This is a genomic window from Microbacterium caowuchunii, assembly GCF_008727755.1.
In the GTDB taxonomy this organism is placed as follows: domain Bacteria; phylum Actinomycetota; class Actinomycetes; order Actinomycetales; family Microbacteriaceae; genus Microbacterium; species Microbacterium caowuchunii.
In genome coordinates this window covers 2,793,857-2,810,894 of record NZ_CP044231.1, presented here as the reverse complement: position 1 = coordinate 2,810,894, position 17,038 = coordinate 2,793,857, and the positions used below count along the sequence as shown (strand labels likewise).

Sequence of the window (17,038 nt, the reverse complement as noted above, 5' to 3'; positions counted from 1 at the left end):
ATGACGACGACCGAAACCGCCCAGGCCACCGCCGAGACCGTCCCCGCCGTGGACGTCGCCCGGATCCAGGACGCCCTGGAGTACTACTTCGACCGCGAATGGACCGACGGACTCCCGGTCGTGCCGGTCAGCGCCTCCTCGCTGGAGCCGTTCCTGGCGAGCGTCGACCGTGATCCGGAAGAGGTCCTCTTCACGATCACCCACCTGAACCGGGACCTGACGGTACGGCTCGCCGCGATCAACGCCGCGATGGCGGGATGCCGGCCGGAGTACTTCCCCGTCGTGCTCGCCGCCTGGGAGGCCATCGCCAAGGAGCCGCACCCGGCACGCGGGATCTGGCAGTCGACCACCGGCACCGCCCCGTTCCTCGTCGTGAACGGCCCGATCCGTCACGAGATCGGCCTCAACAGCGAGGGCAACATCTTCGGATCGGGGTTCCGCGCGAACGCGACGATCGGCCGCGCCATCCGGCTCGCCTGCATCAACGTGTTCGGCCTGCACCCGCACAAGCTCGATCAGGCCACGCAGGGCAACCCCTCGAAGTACTCGGCCTGCATCGGCGAGAACGAGGAGCAGAGCCCGTGGCCGCCGCTGCACACCGAATACGGCTTCGAGGCGGGCGACAGCGTCGTCACCGCGTTCGTGATCCGCTCCGTGATCCATGTCGAGGCCCGGCACACGATGGTCCCTGAGCAGCTCGCGCGCGACTTCATCGACACGATCTGCCGCACCGGAGCGCTCATCCACGAGTACACCAGTGCGCTGCTCGTGCTCACGCCCGAGCACGCCGACGTGTTCGCGTCTGCGGGGTGGAGCAAGGACGACCTGCGGCAGTACATCCACGCCCACGCGACGCGGGACCGCGCCGAGCTGACAGCGGTCGGCAAGGATGCGCTGTCGCACAAGACCCGGTGGCGGCTGTCCTCGGAGCACCCCGACTCGATGCCGGACACGGCGAGCGCGGGAGAGACCCCGGACACGGTGAACCTGCTCAGCCACCCCACCTCGGTCCAGATCATGGTGGCCGGGGCGAACAACGCCGGGGTGTCCGCCGTCGTGGAGATCTTCACGCTGAACCCTCCGCGGGAGCACCCGTACTCGTCGAGCAGGATCGGCTGACCCGCCGCAGGCGAGACCACGACGCTCGCAACCGACGCGACCATCCTCCGGGGCAGGCACCCCGGAGGATGGTCGCGTCTGCGCGTTTCCGCCTCTCGCCCTTCGCCTTTCGCTGGATGAAAAGGCGGGTTGGGTGTCTCCCACACCGTGTGCAGACTCAGGCAACGCCGACCGCGAGGAAGCGGGCGGATCGTCCAGACACAGGAGTCAGACATGGTCAGTGCTACGACACATCCGACCGCCACGGCGTCCCACAAGCGCCTGGCCCGCACCGCAGCCGCGTTCTTGGCCGCCGGCGCTCTCGCCCTCGCCGGATGCTCCGGCGACACCTCGGGAAGCAGCGCGTCCGCCGATGCGGAAGCCCCTGCCGAGCTGCAGAAGATGCTCGTGGTGACGTTCCTGCCGCTCGAGTCCTTCAGCTTCACCCCCGAGATGTTCGCCTACTCCGGCGGGTACTTCGAGAAGCACGGCCTGGACGTGGAGCTGCAGCCGGTGCAGGGCACCGCGGCCGCCATCCAGTCCCTCCTCGGGGGATCGACCCCCATCACCCGGGCGAGCACCGTCGACGTGATGCCGGCGATGGAGGCGGGGCAGGAGATCACCGCGATCGGGACGATGGCGTACAAGTCCAACCTCCGGGTCGTCTCCGTCGAGGACAACCCCATCGAGTCGCCCGACGACATGGAGGGCCAGGTCATGGGCATGGGTTCCATCGGGGGGACCAGCGAGAAGATGCTGAACCTCGCGCTGGGGGCCGACGACATCCCGCTCGAATCGGTGACCCGCCAGGCCGTTCCGGTCACGGCAGCGACGCTCGAGGTCGTCCGCCAGGGACAGCTCTCCGGCTACATCGTGAGCCTGGACACGTCGCTCGCCATCGAGCAGCAGAACGACGACGCAGTGGTCACCGACGCGGGTCTGGGCGCGGCCCCCGACATCCAGACCTGGATCACCACGGCGAAGAACCTCGAGGACCCCGAGAAGGTCGAGCAGATGGAGAAGTTCATGGCCGCCATCCAGGAGGCCGTGCAGTTCGTCATCGACGACTCCGAGAACGACTTCGACAACGTCCTGCAGATCATGCGCGACAGCGGTGACTGGGACTTCCCGGCGCTCCAGGACGACGGCGTGGCACGCGCCGCGCTGGAGATCTACACAACCCAGACGTGGGTCGACCAGTCGGGCGACGCGGCGCTGCTGGAGAACAACATCGGGGCATGGACGAGCGCCTACGACACGTACGTGAAGGCGGGTCTCCTCAAGGGCGGACAGGACCCGGAGAAGTGGATCACGAACGACCACGTCCCCGCCGGCTGATCCCCCGAGTCATGCAATCCGACGACCAGCCAGGAAGGCTCCCATGAGAAACGAGACGCTCCCATCCACGGCTTCGGCCGGTGACGCGAAGGACGAGGTCCCGCGCCTCAAGATCGAAGGCGTGGGCCGGGACTTCCACACCCGGTCCGGCGTGACGCACGCCGTCTCCGGGGTGGATCTCTCCATCCACCGCGGCGAGTTCGTCGCCGTGATCGGTCGCTCCGGTTGCGGCAAGACGACGCTGCTGCGCATGATCGGCGGGCTGCTCTCGCCCACGACCGGGACGATCGCGGTCGACGGCAATCAGCTCTGGAAGGACGGGCGGGTGGAACGGTCCGCCGTGACCAAGCTCGGCTTCGTCTTCCAGGAGAGCAACCTGTTCCCCTGGTTCTCGGTGCTCGACAACATCGCGCTGCCGTTGAAGCTCCGTGGGGTGGGGACGGCCGAGCGCCGTCGCCGCGCCACGGAGCTCGCGGATCTGGTGGGGCTCAAGGGGTTCGAACGCTCCTACCCCCGGGAACTGTCGGGCGGGATGCGCCAGCGCGCCGCGATCGCGCGGGCGCTGAGCACGGAACCGGAACTCCTCCTCATGGACGAGCCGTTCGGGGCGCTGGACGCCCTCACCCGGGAACGGATGAACCTGGAACTGCAGCGGATCGTGCTGGAGACCACCTCGACGGTCGTCTTCGTCACCCACGACATCCCGGAGGCGGTCTTCCTGGCGGACCGGGTCGTGCACATGACGCCCCGCCCCGGTCGCATCCGGCAGATCCTGCCGGTGGACTTCCCGAAGCCGCGCGATGTGATCCTGCAGACCACCCCCGAGTTCAACGACATCGTCCGGGCACTGCGCCAGGACCTGGACGAGGAGGAGTGACATGCCGAAATCCCCCGTGCTGAAGGTCCTGCCCTGGGTCGTCACCCCGGCGCTGGTGATCCTGCTCATCGTCGCCTGGCAGGTGTACGTGACCGCTTTCGACGTGAACCCGTTCGTGTTCCCGCCGCCACTCGCGGTCGGAGAGGCGTTCGTCGTTCTTCTCGGCGACGGCGCCACCTGGGCGGAGGTCGGCGTGACCGTCACCGAGGTGATCGTCGGATTCGTCATCGCGGTGGTGCTGGGCATCGTGGTGGGCGTGGTCCTCGGCAAGCTCCCGTGGCTGGAGGTCAGCATCCGCCCGCTCATCGTCGTCGCGCAGGTGGCGCCGAAGGTGGCGTTCATCCCCCTGTTCGTGATCTGGTTCGGCTTCGGCCTCACCTCCAAGATCGTGCTCGCAGCACTGCTGGCGTTCTTCCCGGTCATGCTCAACGTGCTGCTCGGGGTGCGCTCGGTGGAGCAGGGACAGCGCGAGGTGATGCGCAGCCTCAGCGCGAGCCGCACGCAGACCTTCACGCAGCTCGAGGTCCGGAGCCTTCAGCCGTATCTGTTCGCCGGCATGGAGGTCGCGATCGTGCTCGCCACGATCGGTGCGATCGTGGGCGAGTACCTCGGGGGGAGCGACGGGCTGGGGGCGATGGTCGTCTCCGCGATGAACTCGCTGGATGCGGCCCGGACCTTCGCCCTCATCCTGCTGCTGTCCCTCATCGGACTGGTGCTGTACCTCATCGTGAACGAGGCGAAGCGCTTCTTCATCCCGTGGCACGAGTCCGTGTACGGCCTGCGGGACAGTGCCATGTGATCGGACCGGACCTCCGGAAGACGAGGATGCGGGGCCCCGGACCGGGACCCCGCATCCTCGTCTTGGTCTTCGTCAGCGGAGGAGATCGGCGGTGACGTCGGTGCCGAGGAAGACGCCGTCTGCCGTGAGACGCTGCTGCAGTGCGCCGACGTCGATCCCCGCTGCGCTCGTCCCGCCGCGGAGCGCGAGGTCCGCGGCGGTTCCCGCGGCCTGCCCCATCGCGAAGCAGGGCCCGGTGACGCGACCGGAGGACTGGCCGCCCTGCGTCATCGAGGCGCACCGGCCGGCGACGAGCAGGTTCTCCACGACGCCGGGAACCAGCATCCGGTAGGGGAGCTGGTTGTAGCCGCGGGAATCGACCGGGGCGAAGCGGAACTCCACATCCCCGACCACGTGCGCCTCGACCGGCCAGCCGTTCACGCCGATCGTGTCGTCGAAGTCGGCGCAGCCGAGGACGTCGTCCTCGGTCAGCTGGTATTCGCCCACGATGCGCCGGGTCTCACGGATGCCGATGGAGGGGGCGATGTCGACGACGTACGAGTCCTGGAACCCCGGCGTCACCGCCTTGATGAACGCGAAGGTGTCCTTGACCTGCTGCCGTCCCTGGATCTCACCGCGTGTCATCTGGCGCGCGTCCGTCCCGTCCACCGCGGAGCCGTCCTCGTTGGAGAGCTGGGTGAGGTTCGACCGCCATTCCAGGGGGTTCCGCTGGGGGCGCACGATCGGCTTCTTCCGCGGGAAGCGATGCGTGCCGGCGGCCTCCGCCTCCTCCATGATCGTCCGGATGGTCTTCCACGCCTCGCCGGCCTCCTCGGGGTGCACGCCGTTGATGCGGAACATCAGCGACGGGTACATGAGGTGCTCGGACCGCTCGTAGGGTGCGCCCGACCAGGCCGCCAGATCGCCGTCGCCCGAGCCGTCGATGAAGAACCGGCCACGGATGGCGCCGCGCCCCGACTTGGACTCGACCACGACCGCATCGATCCGATCGGTGTCGGACATCACGACATCGACCACGGCGGTGTGGAACAGGAGCTCCGCGCCGCCGGCCAGGACGAGCTCGTCTGCGGCGATCTTCAGTACGGAGATGTCGTAGGAGAGCGCCTGGATGCGGTTGTCCACCGACAGGTGCGGCTCGTTGAGCCCGTCCATCGCCGCCATCCGGTCCAGCAGTTCGTCGGCGTAACCGCGGATGACCCGCCGGTCCTCGCCGAACACGCGGGCGTGCAGCCCGCAGAACGTGCTGAGACCGCCCATCGTGCCGGCGCCGCCGAGGAAGCCGTAGCGCTCGATGAGGATGGTGGACCGCCCGGCACGCGATGCCGCCGTCGCGGCGAAGAGGCCCGCGGGGCCCCCGCCCACGACGACGACGTCGTACTCGCCGATGATCGGCACGTCGCGGGCGGGCAGGCGGATCGTCGCGGCGTTCACGCGTTCTCCTTCTCTCGTGCGGACTCGGCCGCATCGGTGCAGACGGCGAGCCCGGTGCGCGCGCACAGCACGGCGCCGCAGGCGAGGGGCTGCACCAGCTGCTCGTACTGGTCGAGCAGGCCGCCCCCGGAGTCCCGGTCGGCCGGCGCGCGGTACGGGGCGCGGGCCGCGAGCTCGGCGGGATCGACGAGGAGGTCCAGGCGACCCTCGCGCAGGTCGATCTCGATCAGGTCGTCGTCCTGGACGCGGCCGAGCGGCCCGTCGGCGGCGGCCTCGGGAGAGACCTCGCCCACCGTCACGCCCTGGTTCACCAGGCCGCTGAACTGTCCGTCCGTCACGAGCGCCACGCTCTGCGCGAGTCCGCGGGCGTGCAGGGCGAAGATGAACGCCGAGGTCATCCCCATGCCGGGCGCCCCGGTGACGCCGATGCCCCGGATGACGGCGACGTCCCCCTCGCGGAGCCGGCCGCTCGCGATACCCGCGATGGCCTCCTCGCGATTGCCGAAGACCCGGGCCGGGCCGCGGAACATGGCCGGGCCGGGGTCGGGCACCGGGCGCTTGGCCACTGCTCCGCCGGGGGCGAGGGATCCCCGCAGCACGGTGATCGCCGGGTCGGTCCCGAACGGGTCGGCGATGGAGCGGATGACCTGGCCGTCGCCGGGCCGGGCCGACGCGAGGTTCTCGGCCAGGGTGGCTCCGGTGACGGTGAGCCGGTCGCCGTCGAGGAGGGGCAGGAGCTCCCGCAGGAGCGTCGCTCCGCCGCCGGCATCCTCGAAGTCCTCCACCAGCCAGGGGCCGTTGGGTCGCACCGAGGCGAGCAGGGGGGTCTGCCGGCCGAGGACCCGGAACTCCTCCCAGACATCGATGTCGACGTGCGATTCGATCGCGATGGCCTGGAGGTGCTTGATCGTGTTGATGGATCCGCCCACCGCGAGCATGGCGCGCACAGCGTTGCGGACCGAGCCCGCGGTCATGATGTCCCGCGGGCGGACGTCGCGGTCGATGAGGTCGACGAGAGCCGCCGCGGAGCGTCGCACCGCGTCCCACATCGGTTCCCCGTTCGCCCGGACGGGCGCCGAGCCGGGCACCGCCATGCCGAGCGCCTCGGCGACGATGTGCATCGAGTTGGCGGTCGCCATCCCGGCGCACACCCCGGGGCCGAGGATCGCGTCGTCGGCGAGCTCCTCGAGCCCGTCGGTGAGCTCGCCGGTGACAGCCGCCTTCGCCGCGAGGAGGAAGACCTCCTCGACATCCGCCTCGCGCCCCTCGGCGCGGCCGGAGTGCTGGTAGCCGCAGGGGATCACCACGGTCGGGATGTTCAGCCGCCCGGCCGCCATGAGGTGCCCGGGGGTGGTCTTGTCGCAGGAGCTCAGGCAGATCATGGCGTCGAGCTGCGCGCCCTCCACCGCGGCCTCGATGTCGTCCACGATGAGGTCCCGGCTCGGCAGGATGTAGCGGCCCGCGCGCCCCGCGCTCGTGACGAAGTCGCTCGGCGCGGTGGTGCGGATCTCGAAGGGGATGACGCCGCGCTCGCGCAGTTCCGCTTTGAGCACCGGGACGATGTCGTCGAGGTGCGCGTAGCAGGCCGCCAGCTCCGAGGAGGTGTTCACGATCGCGACCTTCGGTTTGGTCAGGTCGGCCACCGACAGGCCCAGCGATCGCCAGTGCGCGCGACGCGCGATCCCCAGCGCCGAGGTCGCGGGCAGATTGCTACGGTGTCCGGGCATCGTCGTCCTCATCTCTCCGGGGCCGCCGTCGATGCCGGCCCCTCGCCCCCCAGCGTACGCAAAGCGTGCAATCGACCGCAATGCGTACGTGCCTCGGATCCGGCGGGCGAGTCTCCCGCTCCGTGGAAGCGCCCGCCCCGCGGTCGGCCGGGACCCGCACAGTGGGGGTGATCGGATCGGTCGACCTCCAGGGAGTGGATCATGGTCATGGACTCCGCCACGGCGCCGCGGACCGAGTCCCCCCGCACGGCAGCCAATCGGGTGCTCGCCGTCCTCGGCGCGTTCTCGCATGGCCGCGGGGCGCTCACCCTCACCGAGATCGCCCGGTACGCCGACCTCCCGCTGACGACGGCGCACCGGCTCGCCCGGGAGGTCGTCGCCTGGGGCGGGCTGGAGCTGGACGAGACGGGGAAGTACCGGCTGAGCCGGAAGATCCTCGACCTCGCCTCCAGCTCCACGTATGCGATGCGCCTGCGCGAGAGCGCGCTGCCGCATCTGTCGGAGCTGCACCGGACCACCTGCCTGACCGTCCACCTGGCCGTGCGGGACGGCGACGAGGTCCTGTACCTGGAGGCGCTCCGCTCCCACACGAACTACTCCGGGGAGAACCGGATGGGGGGACGCATGCCGCTGCACGCCACCGCCACCGGCCTCGTCCTGCTCGCCTACGCGCAGGAGGGCGACATCGAGGACTATCTCCGCCGCCCGCTGCAGCGGTACACCCCCAAGACGGTCACCGACCCCGACGAGCTGCGGGCGACCCTCACCGGGATCCGGGCTTCCGGGCACGCCCGGTTGAACGGGACCATCTCGCCCCGGGCCGGCTCCGTCGCCGCGCCGGTCTTCGGCGACGACGGCACGGTGGAGACGGCGGTGGGGTCGGTGTTCATCCTGGAGCGCGACGACCCGGCGCGGCTGATCGACGCCGTGCGCATCACGGCCACCCGCATCGCCCGTTCCCTCGCCTGCCGGAACGATCCTCCGCACCCGGCGACGGTCGCCTTCAACCGCCGGAAGGCCGGTCTGGCCTAGCCACGCGCGTCGCGATTCTCTGATTCCGTCCACCGGAATCGCGCGTTGAGCGCTGTTGACGCTCCTTGGGAGTCTTCACCCGGCCCCGCGGGACACCGCGAGGCACTGGGTATTTCGAAGGAGAGACTCCCATGCTTCCCAGGTCGGCTCTGTCATGGCCGGATCGGCGCGTGCCCGCATGAAGGGCATGCTGATCCACTTCGGCCGCATCATCTTCTCCGCGTTCGTGCTCCTGATCGCGGTGATCACCATCCTGTTCCTCCTGCTCGAGATCGCGCCGGGGGACCCGATCCAGACACTCGTCGGAGACGTCCCGGTCTCGGAGGCGCTGCGGGCGCAGATCAACGCGACGTTCGGCTTGGACAAGCCGTTCTGGGAGCGGTACCTGATCTACGTCGGCAACGTGCTGACCGGGAATCTGGGCGTCTCCTTCGGCACGCAGGTGCCGGTCATCGACCTGATCGGCCAGCGCATCGGGAACACCCTGGCCCTGGCCGTGCCGTCCTTCATCCTCTCCACGATCGGCGCCGTCCTGATCGGCGCCATCGCCGCCAAGACGCGCCGGCGCTGGCTCGACAGCCTGCTGTCCGGAAGCTCCGTGGCCCTGTTCTCGCTGCCGAACTTCTGGCTGGGCCTCATGCTGATCATCGTCTTCTCGGTCGAGCTCGGCTGGCTCCCCACTCAGGGCAAGGCGCCCTACGGGCAGGAGGGCATCGCCGTGCAGTACATGATCCTGCCGCTGGTGACGATGGCGACCGCAGAGCTGGCCTTCAAGGCCCGCATCATGCGGTCCTCGATGATCGAGTCGCTCGGCCAGGACTTCATGGACACGGCGCGTTCCAAGGGCCTCTCCGAGCGGACGGCGCTCTGGCGCCACGCGCTCCCGAACGCCCTGCTGCCCATGGTCACCGTGGTTGGGCTCAGCCTCAGCCACATCCTCGCCGGCTCCGTGCTGGTGGAGCGCGTGTTCGGCTGGCCGGGCATGGGCCTGCTGTTCATCGGCGCGATCGAACGGCAGGACACGATGCTGGTGCTCGGCGTCGTCATCATCCTGACCGTCACGATCCTCGTCATCAACGTGATCACCGACATCGTCTATGGACTCGTCGATCCCCGGCTGCGGAGCCGAGTGATGCGGTCCGCGAGGAGTGCAGCATGACCGTGCAACAGCTGAGACCGGATCGGACGGCGACCATCGGCACGGTCCCCCGGGGCCGGAACGCCAACCCGGATGCCGTGTGGCGGGTGTTCCTGCGCAAGCCCACCGCGCGGATCTTCCTGCCCATCGTGATCCTCATCGTCCTCGCGTCGTTCGTCGGGCCGTTGTTCACGGTCGACCCGTTCGCCGCGAACAACCCCACGTTCGTCCCGCCGGGCGGCGAGTTCGCGCTCGGGACGGACAACCTGGGACGCGACTATCTCGCCCGGGTGCTCATGGGTGGGCAGGTCTCGCTGCTCGTCGGCTTCAGTGTCGCGGTGCTGTGCCTGACCTTGGCGCTGATCGTCGGGGGACTGGCCGGCTTCTACGGGGGATTCCTGGACACCGTCCTGGTGAAGATCTCCGAGTTCTTCCAGGTCATCCCGGGGCTCATCCTGGCGCTCGTGGCCGCGTCGCTGCTCGGCTCCAACGTCACCATCATCGTCGCGATCCTCGCGATCACGATGTGGCCGGGCGTCGCCCGTGTCGTGCGCGCCGAGGCGATGCGCATCTCCCAGCTCGGCTATGTCGAGTCGCAGCGGGCGGCGGGCTTCCACAGCCTGCGTATCCTCTGGTCCGACGTGCTGCCCAACGCCATGCCGCCGGTGATGGTCGCCACCACCATGACGGTGGCCCGCGCGATCCTCGCCGAGTCCGGGCTCTCCTTCCTCGGGATCGGCGACGCCAACCGGCCCAGCTGGGGGGCGCTACTGAACCAAGCGCAGCCCTACATCTCCACGGCGTGGTGGCTCGCGGTCTTCCCGGGCCTGTGCATCTTCCTCGTCGTGCTGGCCATCAACCTCCTCGGCGACGCGCTCAACGACGCCCTCAACCCTTCGATCGGGAAGGTGAAATGACAACCCTCGTTTCCGCACCGAGCCCCGGGTCCGCACAGGACGGCGCCCCCGGCGACTCCACCCCGTTCCTGCAGGTCTCCGACCTGCGGGTGTTCCTGCCCACCGGTCCCCGACGCGAGATCGAGGCGGTCACCTCCGTCAGCCTCGAGGTGCGTCGTGGCGAACGGGTCGGCATCGTGGGGGAGTCCGGATCGGGCAAATCCGTGACCGGCCGCGCCATCGCGGGGCTGCTGCCGACGAACCCGCGGGTGCGCGTCTCCGGATCCATCCGGTTCGACGGCCGGGAGATGGTCGGCGCCCGCCCGAAGGCCTGGGATGAGGTGCGCACGCGCTCGGTCGGCATGATCTTCCAGGACCCGCTCACGTTCCTGAACCCCGTCATGAAGGTCGGGGCGCAGGTCCGCGAGGCCATTCCCGCCGACCGCGGGAAGCGGGTCCCCGTGGACTCGCCCGACATCCTGCGGTTCCTGCAGCTCGCCGGACTCGAGGATGCCGTGGACCTCGCCGGCCGGTACCCGCACGAGCTGAGCGGTGGTCAGCGTCAGCGCGTGCTGATCGCGATCGGCATCGCGAAGGGGCCGGACCTCATCCTCGCGGACGAGCCGACCACCGCGCTGGACGCGACCGTGCAACGCCACGTGCTGGCGACGCTGTCGGACACCGTGGCGGCGCTCGACACGGCGCTGATCATGATCTCGCACGATCTCGCGGTCGTTGCCAGCATGACCGAGCGGATCTACGTGATGTACGCCGGCCGGGTCGTGGAATCGGGGCCCACCCGTCAGGTCCTCGACTCCCCGCAGCACCTCTATACGCAGGCGCTGCTGCGCAGCGTCCGCAGTCTCACCGAGAAGGACACCGAGCTCTGGTCCATCCCGCCGGAGCTGCGGCGGGAGATCGACGAACTCGTCAGGAACGGAGATCACGCATGATCGAGGTCGACCACGCATCCAAGTCCTTCCGGTCCCGGCGGGCCGCCGGAGAGGTGCACGCGGTGATCGACGCGAACCTCACCGCCGCACCGGGCGAGTTCATCGCCATCGTGGGCGAGAGCGGATCGGGGAAGAGCACCCTGGCGAGGATGCTGCTCGGGCTCATCGAGCCCACCGGCGGCTCCATCCGGATCGACGGCGTGGACATCACCCGGATGAACACCGCGCAGCGCAAGGCCTTCCGCCGCACCGTGCAGGCGGTGCTGCAGGATCCGTCGGGGTCGCTGAACCCGCGCAAGACCGTCGGCCGGACCATCGCCGAGATCGTCCGGCTGCACGAGATGGCCAAGGGCCGGACAGCGGTCTACCAGAAGGTCGCCGAGGTCCTGGATCTCGTCGGCCTGGGACCGGCCGAGGACTTCGTGCACCGCTACCCGCAGGAGCTCAGTGGAGGTCAGCGCCAGCGCGTGCTGATCGCCCGGGCGATCGTGCTCGACCCGCAGATCATCGTCGCGGACGAGGCCGTCTCGGCCCTCGACGCCTCGGTGAAGGCCGGCGTGCTGCGGCTCATGCGGGGACTCACCGAACGACTGGGGGTCGGGTACGTGTTCATCACCCACGACCTTCCGGTCGTGAAGAAGGTCGCCGACCGCGTCTACGTCATGAAGTCCGGCGAGATCGTGGAGACCGGACCGACCGACCAGATCTTCACCGACCCGCAGCATCCGTACACCCAGAGTCTGCTCGCCTCCGAACTCACGCTCGAGACGCTGCCATGACCGGCCGCTCGCGTGCGTGGACGATCGCACACCGCACCACGACACCTGGGGCCTCCGCCCCGACTACAGAGAGGTAGTTGCATGTCCGATTCACGCAAGACCCGATTCGCCGCACTCGCGGTCGTCGCGTCCGCAGCGCTGCTCATCGCCGGCTGCTCCGGCGGCGGAAGCGGTGGCGGCGACGCGGCCGACGACGTCGAACACGTCTACATCGATGCGATCCAGGCCGACCCGAGCAGCTTCAACCCGCAGCTGACGAACTCGCCCGCCACGACCGCGTTCGGCGCGGCGGTCTTCGACACGCTCGTGGGGATCACCGCCGAGGCGGACATCTTCCCCATGCTCGCGAAGTCCTGGGAGTTCAACGAAGACAACACGACGCTGACGTTCGATCTCGAGCAGGACGTCACTTGGCACGACGGGGAGCCCTTCACCGCGGAGGACGTCAAGTTCAACTTCGAGGAGATCATGGAGTTCCAGACCTACGGGGCGCCGCTGGTCAACTCCATCGATTCGATCGACACCCCGGACGACCACACCGTCGTGCTCAACCTGAACTCCAACTACGGTCCGTTCTTCGAGACGCTCGCCCTGCAGGTGCTCATCCCGAAGCACCTGTACGAGGGCACGGACTACGTCACGAACCCGGCCAATATGGCACCCATCGGCACCGGACCCATGAAGTTCGAGTCCTTCTCCTCCGGGTCCGAGGTCGTGCTGGTGAAGAACGAGGACTACTGGCGCGGGGATGTGAAGGTCGACCGGGCGATCTACCCGGTGATGGGCGACACGAACACCCGGGCGCTCGCTCTCATCTCCGGCGAGGTCGACAAGGCGGCCATCGACGCGTCGCAGCTCGACCAGCTGGAGGGCAAGCCCGAACTGGTCCACCTGACCAAGGGGTTCTTCGCCCAGGGCGTCGTCGTGGAGATGAACGCGCGCAACGAATACCTCGCCGATCCCGAGGTGCGGGCGCTGGTGTTCTCCGCGCTCGACCGCGACAAATTCGCCTCCGCGGCGCTCGCCGGATACGGCGAGCCGGCTGACGGCTTCTTCCCCGACTCCCTCGGCTGGGCCAAGGACGAGTCGATCGACTTCGCGAAGGACTTCCCGTACGACCCGGACGCGATCAACAAGAAGCTGGATGCCGCCGGCTACCCGGTGGGCGCCGACGGCACCCGGTTCACGCTGAACGTGAAGTACATCTCCGTCCTCACCGACACCGTCGCGATCGCCGAGCAGGCCAAGTCGATGCTCGCCGACGTCGGCATCGGGGTGAACCTGGAGGCGGTGACCTCCGAGATCTTCACGGACCAGGTGTACGTGCAGAGCAACTTCGACCTGGCGTTCCTGCGCACCACCGTCTCGAGCGACCCCGGTCTCGGCATCGCCCGGTGGTACGCCTGCAACCCGGACAACATCGCCGCTCGCAACCCGTCCGGCGTCTGCGACGAGGAGATCGAGGCCGCGATCGACGGCGCCAACTCGACGCCCGAACGTGCGGAGCGGGCCGCGTACTTCGCGGACATGCAGCAGCGCGCGAAGGAGCTGATCTTCTTCGCGCCGCTGGTGTGGACGAACGCCTCCTTCCCGAGCGTCAACACGACGCGCTGGGACGGACTCGTGGAGCCGGATGCGGACACCGCCACCGGCAACCTCAACTGGCTGACGATGACCTGGAAGGGCTGAGGCCCGCTCCGTGGGCGGTGCGACCGGGACCCGTCGCACCGCCCACGCCCGGCGCGGCAACCCCGCCGCGTACGTTGAACGGGTTCCATCCGACGGAATCACCCGCCCGTGCCCTCCGCCCCGAGCGCGATAGTGGTGCTGGCCGACCCGAGAGGCACATCATGACCGCCGACATCATCGACCCCACCGCAGGCCTGCGGAGCGCGGGCGGAATCGTCCCCGCCGATGCCCCGCGACCCGCCGATCTGACGGGTCTGCGGGTCGGGCTCCTCGGCAACACCAAGCGCAACGCCGACCGCATCCTGGACGCGATCGGTGTCCGCCTGGCGGCCACCACCGAGCTCGCCGAGCTCATTCCCCGTACCAAGACGCAATTCGCCATGCCGCTGCCCGAGGACCTCGTCGAGGAGCTCATCCGCGAGTGCGACGTCGTCGTGATCGGCGTGGGGGACTGCGGCTCGTGCAGCGCATCCGCCGTCGCGGATTCGATCGCCCTCGAGGCCGTCGGGATCCCGACCGCCGTGATCTGCACCGATGCCTTCGTGCAACCGTCCTCGGCGATGGCGGCGCTCAAGGGCGCGCCCGACTTCCCGTACCTGCTGACACCGCATCCCATCGCCAACCTGACCGCGGAGGAGATCGACGCGCGCGCCGCCGACCTCGCCGCGCAGGTCCAGAGCCGGCTCGTCGGGGAGCCCGCCCTGGCAGGGAACGGCCCGGGAGCGCGATGACCACCGCGGTCCTGGACCCCGAGGTCGCCCACGCCGTCGCCGCCCACCTCTATGAACAGGGCTGGACGGACGGCCTGCCCGCCCTGCCCGCGACGGCCGCGACGGTCGCGGAGTTCCTGGCGACCACCGCCCGGGATCCCGATGAGGTCGTCGCCGAGCACCCGCAGCTCGACCGCCGGGTGACCGTGCGGGACGTCGCGGTGAACTCCGTGATGGCGGGGTGTCTTCCGGAGTACTTCCCGGTCGTGCTCGCCGTCTGGGATGCGCTGTCGGCGGAGAGGTCGGCGCGCGGCGGCGGGTGGCAGTCCACCAGCGGACCGGGACCCCTCATCGTGGTCAACGGCCCCGTGCGCGCACAGCTGGAGATCAACTCCGCCGGCGGCGCCCTGGGTCCGGGCTTCCGCGCCAACGCCACCATCCCGCGAGCCATCGGGCTGACCGTCCGTAACGGCTTCGGCATCCGCCCGCGAGAACTCGAGCAGGCCACGATCGGTACGGTCGGTCGGTGGCAGCTGTGCATCGGTGAGAACGAGGAGGACAGCCCGTGGGAGCCCCTCTCGGTCGAAGCCGGACTCGCCCCCGGACAGAGCGCCGTCGCCGCGACGCTCGTGCGCACCTTCGAGGTGGTCGACAACCGGAGCTTCACGAGCCACGAAGAGGTCCTCGCCGACTTCGCCGACACCATCCAGCGCTCGGGGGCGCTGATCGGCAGGCACAGCCCGACCGGCATCATCCTGAATCCCGAGCACGCCCGGCTCTTCGCCTCCGCGGGGATGAGCAAGCAGGACGTCCGGGAGTGGATCGTCGCCCACGCCGGCAAGACCGAGGCGCAGCTGCGCGCGGTCGGCAAGGGACTCGGCGGGCTCCCCGGCGGCCCCTTCGAGGACGACCACTTCCATCCGACCATCGCGGACGCGAAGCCGGCGACCCTGCCGATCATCGTGGCCGGATCGCGCAACGCCGCGATGTCGATGGTGTTCCGGGTGCTCGGCATCTGGTCCGGCCAGTCCTTCCCCGTACGTTGACCCACCCCTTCCCATCCACCGGCAGAGAGGCCGCACACCCATGACCGACACCGCACCCGAGACCTGGGACGTCCCCGTATCCGACCCGCTCGCCCACGCCGGAGAGCCCTGGCTGACCGGCAAGGTGGCGCTGATCGCCGGCGGCGGCCTGAGCGGCCCCGAAGGCGGCGTCGGCTTCGCGCTGTCGTGGCTCTGCGCCCGCAACGGTGCCGCGGTCGCGGTGCTGGATCGCGACCCCGCTGCCGGCGCCCGCACCGTCGACGCCATCCGCGCCGAGGGCGGCGAGGCCGAGTACTTCGAGGTCGACGTCATGGACGACGATTCGGTCGCGGCCGCCGTCGCGGCGGCGGCGGAGCGATTCGGCACGATCCACGTCGTCGCGGACTCGATCGGCGGCGGCGGCGTGCAGCCCATGTTCGACGCGACGCCGGACGAGTTCGAGGCGGCCATGCGGCTGAACTTCACGGCCGTCTGGTACGTCATGCGGCACGCGCAGAAGTACATGGAGCGGGGCGGCTCGATCGTCACCGTGTCATCGGGCGCGGCCGAGGGCCGCGGACCGGGTCTGCCCTACTCGTTCGGCAAATCGGCGCTGGAGCGGCTGACGGTCGGTGCGGCGGGCAGCCTCGCGCCGCGCGGCATCCGGGCGAACTGCGTGCGCGTCGGAATGATCTGGGGTGCGTTCGCTGCCCGCGGGATGACGCAGGAGCAGCGCGAGATCCGGGTGCAGAACGTCGCGATGAAGACCGAGGGGAACAACTGGGACATCGCCGCAGCGGCGTTCTTCCTGCTGACCGACCAGGCGCGGTGGATCACCGGCCAGGTGCTCAGCGTGGACGGCGGAGGCTTCGCCCCGCGCAACGCCGGTCAGGCCGGCGGGAACAAGTAGGAGCGCGCCACCGCGAGGCGGAGGACGCCGCGTCGATTGCACGGCCCGCCGGGAACTGCGGGCCGTGCAATCAGGCCAGGGGGAGGCGGACCGTTCCGGGACCGGGGACCTGCCGGTCGCCCACGACCAGGGTCGCACCATCCGGGATGTCGACGCGGGTGCTCGAGGGCCTCCGCGACCGATTCGCCTGTCCCGAGGACCGGCGTCCCCTCCGCGACGATCTCTCATCAACTACGACTCGGGCGCGGACGACGTCTGCAGTGTCGTCGTCGACAACGAGCAGGTCGGATACCTCGCGGCCCGGCACCTGATCGAGCAGGGCTGCGACCACAACACGACGGCGGCGTCCACGCCGGTGACCCTCACGACGCTCGCCATGCACGGCGAGCGGATGGGCACGGCCGCGATGACGATGCTCCTCGAGGAGATCGGGGACAAGACCGGGGCGCACCTCCATCAGCGGATCGTCGTCGAGCCGGCACTGCTGCGTCGCGGCTCCACCGCGTGTGACCGCGCCGCATCCGCCTGAGCGCTCCGCAGCCCTGAGCGCTTCCGCGGCCGTGCCGTGCGCACGACGTGCCGCGACGGGCGCGGCGTGTCGGCCTCCACGTGCCGCGTGTCGGCGAGCGGTCGTGC

General features: G+C 69.7%; 16 protein-coding genes and 1 pseudogene. 15 read left to right on the top strand and 2 right to left on the bottom strand.

Annotated elements, in window-relative coordinates; genetic code table 11:
- The 4 genes from F6J84_RS13325 (at position 1) to F6J84_RS13310 (ending at position 4,112) form a co-directional block, all read left to right on the top strand.
- Positions 1-1,119 (top strand): hypothetical protein, encoded by a 1,119-nt coding sequence (locus F6J84_RS13325; protein ID WP_150974291.1) that lies wholly within the window; start codon positions 1-3, stop codon positions 1,117-1,119.
- 213 nt (positions 1,120-1,332) lie between these two features.
- Positions 1,333-2,436 (top strand): ABC transporter substrate-binding protein, encoded by a 1,104-nt coding sequence (locus F6J84_RS13320; RefSeq protein WP_150974290.1) that lies wholly within the window; start codon positions 1,333-1,335, stop codon positions 2,434-2,436.
- Positions 2,437-2,479: 43 nt separating this feature from the next.
- On the top strand, positions 2,480-3,313 hold the full coding sequence (locus tag F6J84_RS13315; protein ID WP_150974289.1) for an ABC transporter ATP-binding protein: 834 nt from the start codon (positions 2,480-2,482) through the stop codon (positions 3,311-3,313).
- Position 3,314: 1 nt separating this feature from the next.
- Positions 3,315-4,112 carry an ABC transporter permease gene (locus tag F6J84_RS13310; RefSeq protein WP_150974288.1) on the top strand — a complete coding sequence of 266 codons (798 nt, stop codon included), beginning with the start codon at positions 3,315-3,317 and terminating at the stop codon, positions 4,110-4,112.
- Between the two features lie 72 nt (positions 4,113-4,184).
- On the opposite strand, the gene F6J84_RS13305 is transcribed toward F6J84_RS13310, so the two are convergent.
- Together F6J84_RS13305 and F6J84_RS13300 are read right to left on the bottom strand one after the other, a co-directional pair.
- A complete protein-coding gene (locus F6J84_RS13305) occupies positions 4,185-5,543 on the bottom strand; it encodes an FAD-dependent oxidoreductase (RefSeq protein ID WP_150974287.1) in 1,359 nt (452 codons plus the stop codon).
- Entirely contained in the window at positions 5,540-7,270 is a 1,731-nt protein-coding gene (locus F6J84_RS13300) for a dihydroxy-acid dehydratase domain-containing protein (RefSeq protein WP_202980450.1), read from the bottom strand. Before F6J84_RS13300 ends, F6J84_RS13305 begins: the two co-directional genes overlap by 4 nt.
- A 201-nt stretch (positions 7,271-7,471) precedes the next feature.
- Here F6J84_RS13300 and F6J84_RS13295 point away from each other — a divergent pair, with 201 nt between their 5' ends.
- The 11 genes and pseudogenes from F6J84_RS13295 (at position 7,472) to F6J84_RS13250 (ending at position 16,931) form a co-directional block, all read left to right on the top strand.
- Entirely contained in the window at positions 7,472-8,302 is an 831-nt protein-coding gene (locus tag F6J84_RS13295) for an IclR family transcriptional regulator (RefSeq protein ID WP_150974285.1), read from the top strand.
- A gap of 178 nt (positions 8,303-8,480) precedes the next feature.
- Entirely contained in the window at positions 8,481-9,461 is a 981-nt protein-coding gene (locus tag F6J84_RS13290) for an ABC transporter permease (protein ID WP_238702509.1), read from the top strand.
- Positions 9,458-10,357, top strand: coding sequence for an ABC transporter permease (locus F6J84_RS13285; protein ID WP_150894007.1), 900 nt, complete (start codon positions 9,458-9,460; stop codon positions 10,355-10,357). Before F6J84_RS13290 ends, F6J84_RS13285 begins: the two co-directional genes overlap by 4 nt.
- Positions 10,354-11,289: an ABC transporter ATP-binding protein gene (locus F6J84_RS13280; RefSeq protein WP_150974283.1), complete on the top strand. Its 936-nt coding sequence runs from the start codon at positions 10,354-10,356 to the stop codon at positions 11,287-11,289. The genes F6J84_RS13285 and F6J84_RS13280 overlap by 4 nt, the downstream gene beginning before the upstream one ends.
- Before the next feature lie 101 nt (positions 11,290-11,390).
- A pseudogene (locus F6J84_RS15850) lies at positions 11,391-11,756 on the top strand (ATP-binding cassette domain-containing protein); the annotation flags it as partial.
- 102 nt (positions 11,757-11,858) lie between these two features.
- Complete coding sequence (locus F6J84_RS15845; protein WP_420846201.1) at positions 11,859-12,068, top strand: ABC transporter ATP-binding protein; 210 nt, start codon at positions 11,859-11,861, stop codon at positions 12,066-12,068.
- A gap of 81 nt (positions 12,069-12,149) precedes the next feature.
- Complete coding sequence (locus F6J84_RS13270) at positions 12,150-13,757, top strand: ABC transporter substrate-binding protein (protein WP_150974282.1); 1,608 nt, start codon at positions 12,150-12,152, stop codon at positions 13,755-13,757.
- A gap of 161 nt (positions 13,758-13,918) precedes the next feature.
- Positions 13,919-14,488 carry a UGSC family (seleno)protein gene (locus F6J84_RS13265; protein ID WP_150974281.1) on the top strand — a complete coding sequence of 190 codons (570 nt, stop codon included), beginning with the start codon at positions 13,919-13,921 and terminating at the stop codon, positions 14,486-14,488.
- Positions 14,485-15,513 (top strand): hypothetical protein, encoded by a 1,029-nt coding sequence (locus F6J84_RS13260; protein WP_150974280.1) that lies wholly within the window; start codon positions 14,485-14,487, stop codon positions 15,511-15,513. The genes F6J84_RS13265 and F6J84_RS13260 overlap by 4 nt, the downstream gene beginning before the upstream one ends.
- Positions 15,514-15,553: 40 nt before the next feature.
- Positions 15,554-16,402, top strand: a complete 849-nt coding sequence (locus F6J84_RS13255; RefSeq protein WP_150974279.1) for an SDR family NAD(P)-dependent oxidoreductase — start codon at positions 15,554-15,556, stop codon at positions 16,400-16,402.
- Positions 16,403-16,466: 64 nt separating this feature from the next.
- Positions 16,467-16,931, top strand: a complete 465-nt coding sequence (locus tag F6J84_RS13250; RefSeq protein ID WP_150974278.1) for a substrate-binding domain-containing protein — start codon at positions 16,467-16,469, stop codon at positions 16,929-16,931.
- Positions 16,932-17,038: the final 107 nt, after the last annotated feature.

Excerpts from the sequence above, each read along its gene's own strand:
- F6J84_RS13295 (WP_150974285.1), top strand. The coding sequence starts at position 7,472 with ATGGTCATGGACTCCGCCACGGCGCCGCGGACCGAGTCCCCCCGCACG.
- F6J84_RS13325 (WP_150974291.1), top strand. The coding sequence starts at position 1 with ATGACGACGACCGAAACCGCCCAGGCCACCGCCGAGACCGTCCCCGCC.
- F6J84_RS13285 (WP_150894007.1), top strand. The coding sequence starts at position 9,458 with ATGACCGTGCAACAGCTGAGACCGGATCGGACGGCGACCATCGGCACG.
- F6J84_RS13310 (WP_150974288.1), top strand. The coding sequence starts at position 3,315 with ATGCCGAAATCCCCCGTGCTGAAGGTCCTGCCCTGGGTCGTCACCCCG.
- F6J84_RS13290 (WP_238702509.1), top strand. The coding sequence starts at position 8,481 with ATGAAGGGCATGCTGATCCACTTCGGCCGCATCATCTTCTCCGCGTTC.
- F6J84_RS13255 (WP_150974279.1), top strand. The coding sequence starts at position 15,554 with ATGACCGACACCGCACCCGAGACCTGGGACGTCCCCGTATCCGACCCG.
- F6J84_RS13280 (WP_150974283.1), top strand. The coding sequence starts at position 10,354 with ATGACAACCCTCGTTTCCGCACCGAGCCCCGGGTCCGCACAGGACGGC.
- F6J84_RS13315 (WP_150974289.1), top strand. The coding sequence starts at position 2,480 with ATGAGAAACGAGACGCTCCCATCCACGGCTTCGGCCGGTGACGCGAAG.
- F6J84_RS13260 (WP_150974280.1), top strand. The coding sequence starts at position 14,485 with ATGACCACCGCGGTCCTGGACCCCGAGGTCGCCCACGCCGTCGCCGCC.
- F6J84_RS15845 (WP_420846201.1), top strand. The coding sequence starts at position 11,859 with ATGCGGGGACTCACCGAACGACTGGGGGTCGGGTACGTGTTCATCACC.
- F6J84_RS13270 (WP_150974282.1), top strand. The coding sequence starts at position 12,150 with ATGTCCGATTCACGCAAGACCCGATTCGCCGCACTCGCGGTCGTCGCG.
- F6J84_RS13265 (WP_150974281.1), top strand. The coding sequence starts at position 13,919 with ATGACCGCCGACATCATCGACCCCACCGCAGGCCTGCGGAGCGCGGGC.
- F6J84_RS13300 (WP_202980450.1), bottom strand. The coding sequence starts at position 7,270 with ATGCCCGGACACCGTAGCAATCTGCCCGCGACCTCGGCGCTGGGGATC.
- F6J84_RS13320 (WP_150974290.1), top strand. The coding sequence starts at position 1,333 with ATGGTCAGTGCTACGACACATCCGACCGCCACGGCGTCCCACAAGCGC.